This window comes from Blastococcus sp. CT_GayMR19 (assembly GCF_004570385.1).
Taxonomy (GTDB): domain Bacteria; phylum Actinomycetota; class Actinomycetes; order Mycobacteriales; family Geodermatophilaceae; genus Blastococcus_B.
In genome coordinates this window covers 98,372-113,763 of sequence record NZ_SPQL01000009.1, presented here as the reverse complement: position 1 = coordinate 113,763, position 15,392 = coordinate 98,372, and the positions used below count along the sequence as shown (strand labels likewise).

The window sequence follows — 15,392 nt, the reverse complement described above, 5'->3', positions numbered from 1 at the left end:
CCGCGGGGTGGGTCGGCCGGCCGAACGGAGAACCGCTCCCGAGCGCCCGACACGCTCCGTACCGGCGCGCCTCCGTCGAGCGATCACTCCCGCTCGCCGCGGAGATTCAGGCGGCGTCGACGGTACGGCTGCCGCTGTCCGCGAACTGCGTGCGGTAGAGGTCCGCGTACCGGCCACCCAGCGCCAGCAGCTCCTCGTGCGTCCCGGTCTCGATGATGCGGCCGCCGTCGACCACCAGGATCTGGTCGGCGCTGCGGATCGTGGACAGCCGGTGCGCGATGACCAGCGACGTGCGGCCCGCCAGCGCGGTGTCGAGCGCGTGCTGCACGGCCACCTCGGACTCGCTGTCCAGGTGCGCCGTCGCCTCGTCGAGGATCACGACTCCCGGCCCCTTGAGGAGCACGCGGGCGATCGCCAGCCGCTGCTTCTCGCCGCCGGACATCCGGTAGCCGCGGTCACCGACGACGGTGTCGAGGCCCTCGGGGAGCGACCGGACCAGATCAGCGATCCGCGCGCCCTCCAGCGCCGTCCACAGTTCCTGCTCCGACGCCTCCGGCCGGGCGTAGAGCAGGTTGGCCCGGATCGAGTCGTGGAAGAGGTGCGCGTCCTGGCTGACCACGCCGATCGCGTCCTGCAGCGAGCTCAGGGTCGCGCGGCGGACGTCGACGCCACCGACGCGCACGCTGCCACCGGTCGTGTCGTAGAGCCGTGAGACGAGACCGGCGATGGTCGACTTGCCCGCTCCGGACTGCCCCACGAGAGCAACCAGGTGGCCCGGCTCGATCCGGAACGACACGTCGTGCAGGACGTCGACCGGCCCGCCGTGCTCGGGCAGCGACACCTCCTCCAGTGACGGCAGCGAGACGTCACTGCCGGAGGGGTAGCTGAACGACACCGAGTCGAACTCGATCGATCGGTCGCCGGCCGGGAGGGGCACGGCGTCGGGGGCCTCCTTGATCATCGGCTCGAGATCCAGCACCTCGAAGACGCGGTCGAAGCTCACCATGGCGCTCATGACGTCGACACGGACGTTGGCCAACGCCGTCAGCGGCCCGTACAGGCGGGACAGCAGGAGGGCCAGCGCCACGACGTCGCCCGGGCTGAGGGAGCCGGTGAACGCCAGCCAGCCGCCGAGCCCGTAGACCAGGGCCGTGGCGAGCGCGGCGACCAGGGTGAGCGCGGTGAAGAAGGTGCGGCCGTACATGGCCGAGAGCACGCCGATGTCGCGGACCCGGGCGGCCCGGCCGCGGAAGGACTCGGCCTCGGCGGACGGTCGCCCGAAGAGCTTCACCAGCAGGGCGCCGGCGACGTTGAACCGCTCGGTCATCGTGGCGTTCATCGACGCGTTGAGCTCGTAGGACTCCCGCGTGATCTCCTGCAGCCGCCGCCCGATCCGGCGGGCCGGCAGCACGAACAGCGGCACCATGACCAGCGACAACAGGGTGATCTGCCACGACAGCGCGATCATCACGCCGGCGGTGAGCACCAGGCCGATCACGTTGGACACCACGCCCGAGAGCGTCGAGGTGAACGCCCGCTGCGCACCGATGACGTCGTTGTTGAGCCGGCTCACCAGCGCACCGGTCTGGGTGCGGGTGAAGAAGGCGACCGGCATCCGCTGCACGTGCTCGTAGACGCGGGTCCGGAGGTCGAAGATGACGCCCTCGCCGATCCGCGAGGAGTACCAGCGCGTGGCCAGGGAGATGCCTGCGTCGACCACCGCGAGCCCCGCGATGAACAGGGCGATCCGCACGATGCCGCCGGGCGTGCCCTCGAGCCGCGCGACGCGGTTGACGATGTCACCGGCCAGCAGCGGCGTCACGACACCGATCACCGAGGAGCCGACGACGAGCAGCAGGAACCAGATCAGGTCGCGCCGGTAGTTCCGGGCGATGCCCAGCACCCGCTTGACCGTGCCCTTCGGGAGCTGGCGCTCGGTCACCGACGGATCCCGCCGGTAGGACCTCATGGCAGCCATGGAGGTCATGGGATGGCTCACGTCCACACCGCCTCCCTCACACGCCCGGCCGGCTCCACGTCGAGCCGACACCGCGTCGGGCCAACACCGCGACGGGTCGGGCTGTTCCGGGTCAGTCTGTCAGCGGCCTCCGACGAGTTCCCGGAGCCGGCGCACCTGGGCGGCCCGTTCGGCGGCGTCCTGCTCGGCCGGGTCGTTGCGCACCGCCGAGCGGACCAGGGCGGCGGTCGCCCGGCTGGCGCCCACGGGGACGGCGGTGATCGCCGCGATCAGGTCGGCGACCGTGGCGTCCAGGTCGGCGGCGGGGACGACGAGGTTGGCCAGCCCGATGACCCGGGCCTCGGCCGCGCTCACGGCCCGCCCGGTGAGGCAGATCTCCAGCGCCCGCGAGTACCCCACGAGCTCCACCAGGGTGCTCGTGCCGGTCAGGTCAGGCACGAGGCCGAGCGTCGCCTCGGGCAGCCGGAGAGCGGCGTCCTCGGTGAAGACGCGGAGGTCGCAGGCGAGCGCGAGCTGCGCGCCGGCGCCGATGGCGTGCCCCTGGACGGCCGCGATGGAGACGACGCCGGGCGACCGCAGCCACCGGAAGCCGGCCTGGAACTCCCGGATCCGCTCCTGCGCCTGCTCCTCGGGCAGCCGGCCGATGTCGCCGAGCCCGTCCTCGGTGCCCGGGGTGGGGTCGAACAGGCTGCGGTCCAGGCCGGCGGAGAACGCGCGGCCGGATCCGCGGACCACCACGACCCGGACGTCGTCGGGCAGCGAGCGGCCGATGTCCGCCAGCGCCGTCCACGTCTTCGGGGTCTGGGAGTTCAGCCGCTCGGGCCGGTCCAGGGTGACGGTGAGGACGGCGCCGTCCTGCCCGGTCCGTACCCAGCCGTTGGAGGAGTCCGGGTTCACGCCTTCTTCTTGCCGTTGCGGTTGGCCCCGCCCCGGCTGCGCAGCGTCGCCCCGGACTCGGAGAGCAGCCGATGGACGAAGCCGTAGGAGCGGCTCGTCGACGTGGCCAGTGAGCGGATGCTCTCGCCCCCGTCGTAGCGCTTCCGCAGGTCGTCGGCCAGCGACGACCGGTCCCCACCGGTGATCCGCTTGCCCTTGCCCAGGTCCGCAGTGCCCGCCTCGGCCATGACTTCCCTCCGTGTCAGCCGCCGGCCCATGTCAACCCCGGGCGGAGTCGTCCGACGCGCGCCCGGTGGTGGCTGTCCGTCTTGCTGGCGCCGCCGTCCCGCTGACCGCGACATCCCGGCCCATGATCACCCACGCTCCCCGCGTCGGCCACGCGAGAACCGTCGGTATCCACAGGTGAGTGGAGCGGCTCGTGCCGAGTGGGGCCCGCAGGGTCCCGGGCAGGCACGACGCAGCGGCTCGGCCCAGGCCGGGGACGCCTCCTGGTCGCGGTGTCGGACGGAGGCCGACGAAGTGCAGCGCCCCAAGTCCTTCCCAAGTACGGCTCAAGTCGTGCGTCCGACGCTGTCGCCACCGGAGGACACGACGTCCTCCCAGCCCGTAGGAGAGGACTCCCGTCGATGACCACCACCACCCGGCCCGCGACCGGCCCCCTGATGGACCTGCCCGGTCAGGCGCACGTGGCCGAGGGACCGCTGGACCTCAACGGCATGTACATGGCGCACCACGCCTTCCGCCGCGACCTGGCCCGCTTCGCCGTCGCCGCCCGGGAGACGCCGATGGACGCCACCGAGGTCTGGCGCGCACTGGCGGTCCGCTGGGAGCAGTTCAGCGGGATCCTGCACCACCACCACACCACCGAGGACGACGTCCTGTGGCCCCAGCTGCTCGAGATCGTCGACGCGGCCGGGGACGCCGAGGGCCGGGCGACGCTCGAGGCCATGGAGGCCGAGCACGACCTCATCGACCCGTTGCTGCAGGCGTGCGCCGACGGCTTCGCCGCGATGGCGCAGGGGCCGGACGCCGCGACCCGCGACCGGCTGGCCGCCACCACGGAGACCGCCCGCGACACCCTGTCCCACCACATGGGGCACGAGGAGACCGAGGCGCTGCCGCTGGTGCAGCGGCTGCTGTCCGCCGAGGGGTGGGAGCGGGTCGAGAACGCGGCCGGCTCGGGCAAGAGCGCCCGGGACCTGCTCTTCCTCGTGCCCTGGGTCGCGGACGGGCTGACGCCGGAGCAGCTGGAGGCCGCGTTCCGCTCCGTCGGCCAGAGCCTGCGGGTGATGCTGGTCCTCACCCGCGCCCGCCACGCCCGTCGTGAAGCAGTGGCCTGGCGCTTCGCGATGTGATCTGTCGGGCTGTGACATCGTCGGCCTATCGGCCGACACCGCGGCCACGAGCCGTCCCGGCCTGAGCGGAGCCGCTGCGTCGCGCCTGCGCGGAGACCCTCCGGGCCTCCACTCGGCGCGACAAGAACTACGGCACCACTAGAACTACGGCGCCGCTAGAACTACTAGGCGAGGCTCACCAGGTCGGCGAAGTCCTCGCTCCAGGAGTCCTCGGTGCCGTCGGGCAGCAGGATGACCTTGTCGGGGTTGAGCGCGTGCACGGCGCCCTCGTCGTGCGTGACCAGCACGATCGCGCCGGCGTAGGTGCGCAGGGCCTCGAGCACCTGCTCGCGGCTGGCCGGGTCCAGGTTGTTGGTCGGCTCGTCCAACAGCAGCACGTTGGCACCCGAGACCACCAGCGTGGCCATGGCCAGCCGGGTCCGCTCCCCGCCGGACAGCGTGCCCGCCCGCTGGTCCACGGTCTCGCCGGAGAAGAGGAAGGCGCCCAGGATCCGGCGCAGCTCGGTGTCCGTGCTGTCCGGCGCCGCGGACCGCATGACCTCCAGCAGGCTGCGGTCCATGTCGATCGTCTCGTGCTCCTGGGCGTAGTAGCCCACCCGCAGCCCGTGCCCGGCCTTGACCTCGCCGGTGTCGGGACTCTCGGTGCCGGCCAGCATCCGCAGCAGCGTCGTCTTGCCGGCGCCGTTGAGTCCGAGCACGACCACCCTGGTCCCCTTGTCCACCGCGAGGTCGACATCGGTGAAGATCTCCAGCGAGCCGTAGCTCTTGGACAGCCCCTCCGCGGTGAGCGGGGTCCTGCCGCACGCGACGGGGGTCGGGAAGCGCAGCTTCGCGACCTTGTCCTGCACGCGGACGTCGGCCAGCCCGGAGGCCAGCCGCTCGGCGCGCTTGTCCATGCTCTTGGCGGCCTTGGCCTTGGTGGCCTTCGCCCGCATCTTGTCGGCCTGGGCGTTGAGCGTGTCGATCTTGCGCTCGGTGTTGGCCCGCTCCTGCTTGCGCCGGCGCTCGTCGGTCTCCCGCTGCTGGAGGTAGCGCTTCCAGCCCAGGTTGTAGATGTCGACGGTGGCGCGGTTGGCATCGAGGTGCCACACCTTGTTGACGACGGCCTCGAGCAGCTCGACGTCGTGGCTGATCACGATGAGCCCGCCGCGGTGGCTGGTCAGGAAGCCACGCAGCCAGGTGATCGAGTCGGCGTCCAGGTGGTTGGTCGGCTCGTCGAGCAGCAGCGTCTCGGCGTCGGAGAACAGGATCCGGGCCAGCTCGACGCGGCGGCGCTGACCACCCGAGAGGGTGCGCAGCGGCTGGGCCAGCACGCGGTCGGGCAGGCCGAGGTTGGTGCAGATCCGGGCCGCGTCGCTCTCGGCGGCGTACCCGCCCATGGCGGCGAACTGGTCCTCCAGCCGGCCGTACCGGCGGACCGCCTTGTCGCGCTCGTCGTCGTCGGCCGGCTCGGCCATGGCCACCTGGGCCTTGGTGAGCTGGTTCTTGAGGACGTCGAGGCCGCGGCCCGACAGCACCCGGTCGCTGGCGGTGATGTCGAGGTCGCCGCTGCGCGGGTCCTGCGGCAGGTAGCCGATCTCGCCGACGACGTCGACCTTGCCGGCGTGCGGGACGCGCTCCCCGGCCAGGGTGGTGAGGGTGGTGGTCTTGCCGGCCCCGTTGCGCCCGACCAGCCCGATGCGGTCGCCGGGCTGCACGCGGAGCGCGGCGTCGCTGATGAGGATGCGGGCGCCGGCACGAAGCTCGAGGCCGGTCGTCGTTATCACTGAGCCCAGGGTAGGCGTCCCCGGGGCGCTACCACGCATGCATCGGAGGTGATGTCGGCGGCATCACCCGCCCGAGGGCTTATCGAGCGGAACTCCCCCGTGCAGGTTGGCGTCCCGCGAGGATGAGCTCATGACCGCGCAGGAGGGTGGCTGGCGACCGCCCTGTCCGGTCTGCGGGCGGCCGGTGGACGACCTCGGCCCCCGCCCCTGCCCCGCCTGCGGGCTGCCGGGCGCCGGACAGGCCGCCGTCGTCGTGGCCCGGATCGGCGCGACCCTGACGGACCTGGCCCGCGACCGGGACGCCCTGCTGGCCACCCTGCGTGCGGCCGCCCCCGGTGCGGCACCCGCCGGCACCGCCACTCCCCCGACCGCGCCGGCTGCGCAGCCTCCCCCGCCGGCCCCCGGCCCCCTCCCCTGGGTCCCCCCGGCGCCCGCCGGCCCGGGACGGCCCGGCCCCCCGCCTCCCTCCCCGTTCCTCCCTGGCTGGTCACGCCCCGCGCCGCGGCGGCGGCTCAGCCCGCAGGAGGTGCTGCTGGGTCTCGGCGCACTGCTCGTCGTCGCCGCCGCGATCACGTTCGTCGCGGTCGCCTGGACCCGCTTCGGCCTCGTCTTCCAGGCCGGCGTGATGCTCGCGGTGACCACCCTCCTGTGCGCCTGCTCCGCCTGGACGGCGCGCCGGGGCCTGCGCGCGACCGAGGAGGCCCTCGCCGCTGCAGGCGCGGCCCTGCTGGCCGTGGACCTGGGTGCCGCGCGGGCGCTCGGCCTCTTCCGGCTGGAGGACGTCTCCCTCCGCCTCTGGTGGGCGGTCTCGTGCGCCGTGGTCGTGCTCGCCGGCGTGGCCCTCGGCCGGCTGACCCGCAGCACGGTGACCTGGCCCCTCGTGGCGCTGCTGGCGGCGCAGCCGCTGCCCTTCCTGCTGCTGACCGGGGAGCTCGTGACCGGCCCCGCGGGCGTCGCGGTCGCCCTCGCGCTGGCCGCGGCCGACGTGGCGGCAGCCCGGCGGATCCGGCGGTTCCTCGAGCCCATGACCAGGGTCCTCGCCGGCTTCTGGGCCGTTGCCGGCGTGCTCGCCGGCCTGTCGACGGCGGCCGGGTCCGATCCGGGAGACTCCTGGACCGCGAGCGCGGTGCTCCTCGTCGCGGGGGCGGGCGCGCTCGCCCTCGGCCATCGCTCGGCACGGCCTGCCCGCTTCCCGGAGGTGGTACCCGGCGCGGTCGGCGTAGTGGCCGGACTCGCGGTGGCCCTCTCGCTTCGGACCGTCGGCGATCCCGGCTCCTGGATCGCCAGCGGGCTCGGCCTGGCGCTGCTGACCGCCGCCGTCCTGCTGGCCGGACGGCTGGGACCGGCCGTCGGTCTGGTCGCGTCGGGCGCGGCCCTGGTGGGTGTGCACGCGATCGTGCTGGCCGAGGACCTGCGGCTGGACGAGCTCGCCGTCGTGGCTCTCGCCGCCGCGGTGCCCGCCGTCCTGGCTGCGGTGCGACTGCCGGTGCTCCGCGCGCAGGCCACCGGCGCGGCACTGCTGGGACCGTGGGCCGCCGTCCTCCTGTTCTGGGCCGAGGGGGTGCTCTCGGCGCCGGTCGCCGGCCTGCTGCTGGCCCTGCTCGCGGCCGCGGCATTCGCCGCCGCGACGGCGCGTGCCGGGCAGCCCGAGGAGTGGGTGCTGGCGGCGGGTGGCGCGGTGTCGGGTCTCACCGCCGGCCTCACCACCGGCAGCGTGGGTGCCTGGGGACAGATGGCCGTCCAGCTGGCCGTCGCCGGGGTGGCGGCGGGCTGCTACGCGGTGGTCGCCCGCCGCGGTGCGGTGGCGGTGGCGGCGGTCGCCGACCTGGTGGTCGCGGTGTGGATCGCCGTCGGCGGTGCCGGCATCGAGACGGCGGAGGCCTACACCCTCCCGGCGGCGGCCGGGCTGCTGCTGATCGCCGTCCCGCGTCTGCGGGCCGGCGCCCGCTCGTGGGCGGCGGAGGGCGCCGCGGTCGGCGTCGCCCTCGTGCCGTCCGCCGTGGTCGTCGTGGCCGAGCCGACCGCCCTCCGCCTGGTCGCCGTCGTCCTCGCCGCCGCCGCCCTCACGGTCACCGGGACGCTCCGGCACCGGCAGGCACCGTTCGTGATCGGCGCCGCCACCTTGCTCGTCGTCACGGTCGGGCGCCTCTCCCCCTACGCGCCCCTCCTCCCGCGCTGGGTCACGCTCGGCGCCGTGGGCCTGCTGCTGCTCGTCGTGGGCGCCACGTACGAGCGCCGGCGCCAGCAGGCCCGCGAAGCCGTCGCGTGGGTCGCCCAGATGCGCTAGACCGGACTCCCCACCGGCTCCCTCGGTCGGGACGTGCCGCCGTCGTCCCCGCCGATGGACTCCAGCTCGCGCCGTGACTTGCCGAAGCGCAGGTAGAGCGACGGGATGACGAACAGGCTGAGCAGCGTCGAGGTGAACAGCCCGCCCAGGATCACGATGGCCAGCGGGTGCTCGATCTCCTGGCCCGGCCGCTCGCCGAGGACGACCAGCGGCACCAGCGCCAGACCGGTCGCCAGCGAGGTCATCAGGATCGGCGCCAGCCGCTCCTTGGCCGCCCGCAGCACCAGGTCGACGCCGAAGGGCTGCCCCTCCTCCCGCTCCAGGTGCTGAGCGTGGTTGATCAGCAGGATGCCGTTGCGCGCGGCGATGCCGAACACGGTGAAGAACCCGACCAGGGATCCGATCGAGAGGATCCCACCGGTGGCGAAGGCGGCCAGCACACCGCCGACGAGGGCCAGCGGCAGGGTGACGAAGGCCAGCAAGGCGGGCCGCCAGCTGCCGAGCGAGACCTGGAGCAGCAGGAAGATGACCGCCAGGGCGATGGCGCCCGTGGTGAACAGCCTCGTCTGCGCCGCCTGCTGCTCTTCGAACTCGCCGAGCAGCTCCACGTGGTAGCCGCGGGGGAAGTCGTAGGCCTCGAGCTGGTCCTCGAGCTCCTCACCCACGGTGCCGATGTCGACCCCCTCCACGTCGGCGAGGATGTCCAGGTGCCGTGACCCGTCCTCGCGGTCGATGGAGTTCGGGCTCGGCTCCAGCTCCACCGTGGCCACGTCGCTGAGCCGGATCTTCTGCCCGGCCGGCGTGTCGATGAGCAGGTTCTGGATGTCCGGCACGCTGTCGCGGGCCTCGGGCACGGTCCAGACCACGACGTCGTACGCCCGGTTCCCGCGGAAGATGTCGCCCACCTCCTCGCTCGCGACCATGACAGCCGCCGCCCGCCGCACGTCACCGGGCTTGAGCCCGTACTGGGCGGCCCGCGCGAGGTCGACCGTCACGTTGAGCTGCGGGACGTCGGTGTGCAGGTCGACGTGCTCGTTCACCACGCCGTCGATGCCGCCGAGGATGTCCTCCATCTCCTGCGCCCGTTCCCCGAGCGTGTGCAGGTCCGGGCCGAACAACCGGATGACGATCGGGTCGCTGCCGCCGGCGACGACCTCCTTGGTGCGCTCGTCGAGGTAGGTCTTCCGGTCGCGGAACAGGCCCGGATAGTCGGCGACGACCTCGTCGATGGCCGCGATCGTCTCGTCGTAGTCGACGTGCGGATCGATGCTGATCCAGTTCTCGCCGAAGTTGATGCCGTACGGCTCGTCGCCCTGGAACGCCTGGCCCAGGTGCGCCGTGAAGTTGCGGATGCCCGGGATGGCCATCAGGTCCTCGCTGGCCGCGAGGGTGATGCGTTGCATCTCGACGGCGGACGTCCCGGGCTGGGCGACCCAGTGCATCAGGAAGTCCCGCTCCTTGAAGTGCGGGAGCAGGGCCTGCCCGAGGGTCGGGAGAACTCCCAGGGCGAGCACCAGCAACAGACCGGTGGCGGCGTACACCCGCCGCGGCCGGTGGATGATCTTCACCAGCAGGCTGGTGTATCGCCGCTGCAGGCTCCGCACGACCGGCGACTCGCGGCGCTCGATCGGTGCCTTCCGCAGCATGATCAGGCACAGCGCAGGGGTCACCGTCAGGGCGACCACCAGCGAGGCGAGGATGGCCAGCGTGTAGGCGAGCGCCAGCGGCTGGAAGAACGCCCCGGTGAGCCCCTGCAGGAGGAACACCGGCACGGACGCCGCGACGATGATCAACGTCGCGTACACGATCGGGCTCCGCACCTCGAGCGAGGCGTCCAGGATCACCTTCGCCGTCGACACACCACTGCTCGACAACCGGTGTTGTCGCAGCCGCCGGACGATGTTCTCGACGTCGATGATGGCGTCGTCCACGAGCGCGCCCAGGGCGATGACCAGCCCCGCGAGCGTCATCGTGTTGATCGTCTGGTCCTGCGCATACAGGACCAGCAGGGTCGCCGTGATCGACAGCGGGATCGTCAGCAGGCTGATCAGCGCCACCCGCCACTCGAACAGGAACAGCGCCAGGATGATCACCACGAGCAGGAAGCCCAGGATGATCGCGTCGCTGAGGTTGTCGATGGCGGTCTGGATGAAGTTCTCCTGCTGGAACATCGTCGCGTCGAACTTGATGCTGGGCAGGCTGGGCTCCAGCGTCTTGACGACCTCCTCCACGTCCCGGGTCAGCTCGACGGTGTCGGCCCAGGGCAGTTTCTCGACGATGAGCATCAGGCCGAGGTCGTCGTTGACCGCGCCGTCGCCGAGCAGCGGCTGGTGACCCTCCACGACGTCGGCGACGTCACCGAGCCGGACGATCGGTGCCGGCTCTGCCGGTGCGTCCTCCGCGTCGGGGTCCTCCGCCGCCGGGTTCACCGGTGGCGGAGGAGTCTCGATCGGCACCTGCGCCAGGTCGTTGGGCGTGATGATGGGCAGCACCGTGCGCACGTTGAGCCGTTGGTTCTGCGTCTCGATGATCCCGCCGGGGCCGATGATCGAGCCCTCGTCGTGCAGCAGCAGCCCGGAGTCCACCGCCTCCGCGGTGGTCTCCATGACCTGGTTCAGGCTGATGTTCCGCTGGGCCATGGCGTCGGGCCGGACCTGCACCTGCAGCATCTGCAGCCGCTCGCCCCACAGGGTCACGTTGGCCACGCCCGGCACCTGGAGCAGCCGCGCACGCACCGTCCAGTAGGCGGTCATGGACATCTGGATGAGCGACCCGTCGTCCGAGCTCATCCCGATCTTGACCGCGCGGCTGGTCGCCGAGGCCGGCGCGAGCATCACCGGTGGCGCCGCCCAGGTGGGCAGCGTCGCGCTGACCGCGGTCATCCGCTCCTGCACGAGCTGGCGGGCCTCGATGAGGTCGGTGCCCCGGTCGAAGATCAGCTCGACGCTCGACAGCTGCGGCGACGACTTCGACCGGAGGATGTCCAGGTCGTCGACGCCGTTGAGCGCCTGCTCGAGCGGGACGGTGACCAGTTCCTCCACGTCCGCCGTCGACAGCCCGAGGCAGACCGTCTGCACGATGACGCGCGGCGGAGCGAACTCAGGGAAGACGTCCAGCCGCGACGACGGGAGGACGACGATGCCGACGGCCATCATCAGGACGCCGAGCGCCGCCACGAGGTGCCGGAACCGGAGGCTGGTCGCGACCGTCCAGCCCATGAGCGTTCCCCGCTGGCCCGCCATCACTCGCCACCGCTGATGCCGGCCTCCACGCCGACCAGCTCGGCAGCTGCCACGGTCACGACCTCGGTGCCGGGTGGCGGACCGGCGCTGAGCCCGACGGTGTCCCCGCTGACCGACGTGATCGTGATGGCCTGCCGCTGGTAGACCCCCGGCTCGAGTTCGACGAAGGCCCAGGTGGCGCCGTCGGCGTCGTAGATGACCGCGGCGTAGGGCACCGTGAGCGCGCCCGCGCTGCCCTGCACCGGCGACGTCTCCAGCCGCAGGCGCTGGACGGCATCCTCGGTGAGGGTGAGCGTCGCGGCCCCACCGCCCGGATCGAGCTCCACCGACGCCGCCGCGGCGATGGCGTCCTCGGCCTCGGAGCCCGAGGCGGAGACCTGGCAACCGGCCAGGCCGAGCCCGGCCGCCATGAACAGCGAGGCGATGCCGTAGGAGCGGGCGGTCCTCATCGCTGTACCTCCCTTTCCGAACGTGACGTCGTCGTGGTGGGTGATTCCGGCCGGGACCGTGCCGCGCGCCGGCGCCGCCGGGGCCTCCAGGGGCTCTCCGTCGGGGGTGTCCGGCCCGACCACGGGGGTCGGCCGCAGCCCCCCGGCCGCCGCGAACAGGGACGGCACGAGGAAGAGCACCACGAGGGTCGACGTGATCAGGCCGAACAGGAGGGCGACCGCGAACGGCTGGAGGATCTCCAGCCCGGCCCCGCCGCCCATGAGCGCGGCCGGGACGAAGAGCGCTGCGGTGACGAGGACGGCGATGATCACCGGAGGCGCCTGTTCCCGTGCCGCGGACCGCAGCGCGTCGGCCGGATCGCTCCCCCGGCCGGTCCCGAACAGGACCTGCGCCCGCCGGACGAGCACCAGCGACTGGCGGACCGCCAGCGCCACCACGGCGACGATCGCGGCCAGCACCGGGATCGACCAGGAACCGCCGACCAGGTAGCCGCCGATCAGCGCGCCCCCGGCCGCGAGCGGCGCGGAGATGAAGAGCGTCGCGGCCCCGCGCCAGCTGTTGGTGCCGGCCTGCAGCAGCAGGAAGGCGACCACCGCCGCGGCGATCGCCGCGAGCACGACGTTGCGCTCGGCGTCCGCCCGTTCCACCGCGTCCCCGAGCACCTCGGCGAGGTACTCGTCCTCGAAGGTCATCTGCCGCAGCCGCGCCGTCGCGTCGGCGGCCACCTCCGCCGCGTCGCGGCCGCGGACCTCCGCGGTCACGTCGAGACTCCGCCGGACGCCGTCGTGCGAGACGACCGTCGGCGTCGGTGAGACGTCGATCGCCGCCACGTTCCCGAGGCGCACCGGCACACCGCTCGGCGTGTGGACGAGCATCTCCTTCATCTGCTCGACGTTGTCGCGCGTCTGCGGGCCGCCCCATATGACGACGTCGAAGATCGCCTGCTGCTCGTACAGGCTGCCCACGGTCAGTCCCGAGACCAGGGCGCTGACCTCGCGCCGCACGTCACCGGGCCGGAGCCCGTAGACCTGCGCCGCCGCGAGGTCCACCTGCACCGACACGGTCGGCTGGCTCACCAGCGCCTCGACCTGGGGCGAGATGACGCCCTCGACGGTCTTCAGCGCCTCCTGGACGTTCTCGGCGGTCGCCTGGAGCGTCGGGTAGTCCTCGCCGGAGACCCGCACCACGAGCTGGTCGCCGGTCGTGGCACTGACCTCGGCCACCCGGTCCTCGGCGTAGGTCCGGACCGTGCTGCGCAGGCCCGGGTAGCCCGCGACCGCCGACCGCACGCCGGCGAGCGTCTCCGCGTAGTCCGCGGCGTCGTCGACGGTCAGCCAGATCTCGCTCGCGTCGACGTCGACCACCTCGTCGGCTCCGACCGCCCGGCCGACGTGTGTGGCGACCGACGCGACGCCGGGCTGTTCGCTCAGTTCGGCGGCCGCGATACCGGTGATGCGGTCCATCTCGGCCAGCGACGTGCCGGCGGCCGCCTCGAGCCGGACGAGGACGTTGCGGTCCTCGAGTCCCGGCAGGAGCGAACCCGAGCCCAGGCTGGGCAGTCCGGCCAGCACGATCCCCACCAGGACGACGAGGCCGACGACTGCGGGCACGACGCGCCCCACGCTGGGCCGCACCACCCGGTCGTGGGCCCGCCGCACCCAGCCGCTGAACGGTGCGGCACGGTGCTCCCCCTCGCCGTGCCGGGCGAGCAGGACGGCGAGGACGGGCGTGACGACGAGCGCCACGACGAACGAGGCGAGCGCCGCGAGGACGAAGGTCAGCAGTGCGGGCCGGGCGAAGGCGCCGGCCGGTCCGGTCAGGAACAGCAGCGGCACGAGCGCGACGAAGGCGATGAGCGTCGCGTAGGCGAGCGGACCGCGACGGCCGACGACCGCGGCACCGATCAGTGCCGTGAGGGCGGAGTGCCCGGCCGCGCGGCGCTCCCGAGCCCGGATGTTGACGGCGGACACGTCCCCGACCACGTCGTCCACGACCAGTGCGGCCACGGTGGCCAGCCCCAGCAGGGTGATCGTGGTCAGCGGTGTGTCGCCGAGGCGCAGGACGTACAGCGCTGCGGCCATCGAGGTGGCGACCGAGCCGAACGTGATCAGCGCCATGCGCCAGGACCAGGTGAGCAGGCCGACCGCGATCAGCATGAGGACCAGGCCGACGCCGGCGGCGATGCCGAGCCGAGCCGTCGCGGACTCCAGGTAGCTCGCCGGCCGGTACACGTCGGTGTCGACGGTGATCCCGGTGAGGCCGGCGGACATGGCCTGCAGGGCCTGCTCGACGTCAGCGGTCACCTCGGCCACGTCCGCGTCGGGGAAGCGCTCGATGACGAGCATGAGGCTGCGCTCGCCCTGCTGGGTGGCGTCACCGATCAGCGGCTGGTGGTCCTCGAGCACGTCGGCGACGTCACCGAGCCGCTTCGGCGCCCCGGCCGTTCCCTCGATCGTGACGTTGGCGAGTTCGTCGGAGGTGGTGATCGGCGACACGTGCTGGACGCCGATCCGCTGATTCGGGGTCTCGACGAAGCCGCCCGTGCCGGGGGTGGACGCCTCGACGAAGCTCAGCGGCGAGACCCACAGGGCGTTGCCGGTCGTCTCGATCAGCTGGGTGAGGGTCACCTGGTTGCTCTGCAGGCGCGCGGGATCCACCTGCACCTGCAGCTGCCGCTCGCGCTGGCCCCAGATCGAGACCTGCGAGACGCCGGGGATCGCCATCAGCCGGGGCCGCATCTGCCAGCGGGCGAGCACCGACATCTCGACCATGGAGACGTCCTCCGAGCGCATGGCCACCATCGCGACGCGGCTGGTCGACGCCGTGGGCTGGACCATGACCGGCGGGGTGCCGACGTTCGGCAGCGCGGCGGCCTGGGTCATCCGCTCCGCCACCATCTGGCGGGCGAGGTACAGGTCGGTGCCTTCCTCGAACGTCATGTCGATCGCGGAGAGTCCCGGCATGGACTGCGACTCGATGGTCTTCAGCCACGGGATGCCGTTGAGCAGGTCCTGCTCCAACGGCGTCGTGATGAGTTCCTCGACCTCCTCGGCGGACAGGCCGAGGGCCTCGGTCTGCACCTGGACCGCCGGCGGTTCGAACTCCGGATAGACGTCGAGCGGAGCGTCGTCCAGTTGCACCACCGTGAGCGCAAGGAGGGCGACGACGCCGGCCACCACGAGTCGCCGCATCCGCACCGCGGAATCCACCAACGCACCCACCACTGGGCACCTCCCCGTTCTCTGGCGCATGTCTCCGCAGCCCCGCCAGGCGGAAAAGGCATGCTCGCCGCCGCAACAGTTCTGCTGGTACGGCGCCGAACCGTATTGACCTTCGTTCCCGGCCGCGTCACCCTGCGGGCCGGTCGGGACCACCCGTTCGGACCTGTGGACCGGTACCACAGGGGGAGATCGGCCT

The 15,392-nt window shown here is 72.7% G+C and carries 8 protein-coding genes; 2 read left to right on the top strand and 6 right to left on the bottom strand.

The genetic code is table 11. The features are described from left to right. Positions 1 to 106: 106 nt before the first annotated feature. From E4P39_RS13895 to E4P39_RS13885, 3 genes are all read right to left on the bottom strand, one after another. On the bottom strand, positions 107 to 1,978 hold the full coding sequence (locus tag E4P39_RS13895; RefSeq protein ID WP_245159820.1) for an ABC transporter ATP-binding protein: 1,872 nt from the start codon (positions 1,976 to 1,978) through the stop codon (positions 107 to 109). A gap of 120 nt (positions 1,979 to 2,098) precedes the next feature. Beyond that, the gene (locus tag E4P39_RS13890; protein WP_135137176.1) at positions 2,099 to 2,875 is read right to left on the bottom strand and encodes an enoyl-CoA hydratase/isomerase family protein; all 777 of its coding nucleotides are present in this window, start codon (positions 2,873 to 2,875) and stop codon (positions 2,099 to 2,101) included. Next, positions 2,872 to 3,102: a helix-turn-helix domain-containing protein gene (locus tag E4P39_RS13885; protein ID WP_135137175.1), complete on the bottom strand. Its 231-nt coding sequence runs from the start codon at positions 3,100 to 3,102 to the stop codon at positions 2,872 to 2,874. Before E4P39_RS13885 ends, E4P39_RS13890 begins: the two co-directional genes overlap by 4 nt. A 399-nt stretch (positions 3,103 to 3,501) precedes the next feature. Here E4P39_RS13885 and E4P39_RS13880 point away from each other — a divergent pair, with 399 nt between their 5' ends. Then, entirely contained in the window at positions 3,502 to 4,230 is a 729-nt protein-coding gene (locus tag E4P39_RS13880; protein WP_135137174.1) for a hemerythrin domain-containing protein, read from the top strand. A 164-nt stretch (positions 4,231 to 4,394) separates the two neighbouring features. Here the strand turns inward: E4P39_RS13880 and E4P39_RS13875 are convergent, their stop codons facing one another. Then, entirely contained in the window at positions 4,395 to 5,996 is a 1,602-nt protein-coding gene (locus E4P39_RS13875; RefSeq protein WP_135137173.1) for an ABC-F family ATP-binding cassette domain-containing protein, read from the bottom strand. Positions 5,997 to 6,126: 130 nt separating this feature from the next. On the opposite strand from E4P39_RS13875, the gene E4P39_RS13870 reads away from it, so the two are divergent. Beyond that, positions 6,127 to 8,283, top strand: coding sequence for a DUF2157 domain-containing protein (locus E4P39_RS13870; protein WP_135137172.1), 2,157 nt, complete (start codon positions 6,127 to 6,129; stop codon positions 8,281 to 8,283). On the opposite strand, the gene E4P39_RS13865 is transcribed toward E4P39_RS13870, so the two are convergent. Then, positions 8,280 to 11,525, bottom strand: coding sequence for an efflux RND transporter permease subunit (locus E4P39_RS13865; RefSeq protein ID WP_209306533.1), 3,246 nt, complete (start codon positions 11,523 to 11,525; stop codon positions 8,280 to 8,282). The genes E4P39_RS13870 and E4P39_RS13865 overlap by 4 nt on opposite strands. Then, positions 11,525 to 15,196 carry an efflux RND transporter permease subunit gene (locus tag E4P39_RS13860; protein WP_167761861.1) on the bottom strand — a complete coding sequence of 1,224 codons (3,672 nt, stop codon included), beginning with the start codon at positions 15,194 to 15,196 and terminating at the stop codon, positions 11,525 to 11,527. Before E4P39_RS13860 ends, E4P39_RS13865 begins: the two co-directional genes overlap by 1 nt. Positions 15,197 to 15,392 lie beyond the last annotated feature (196 nt).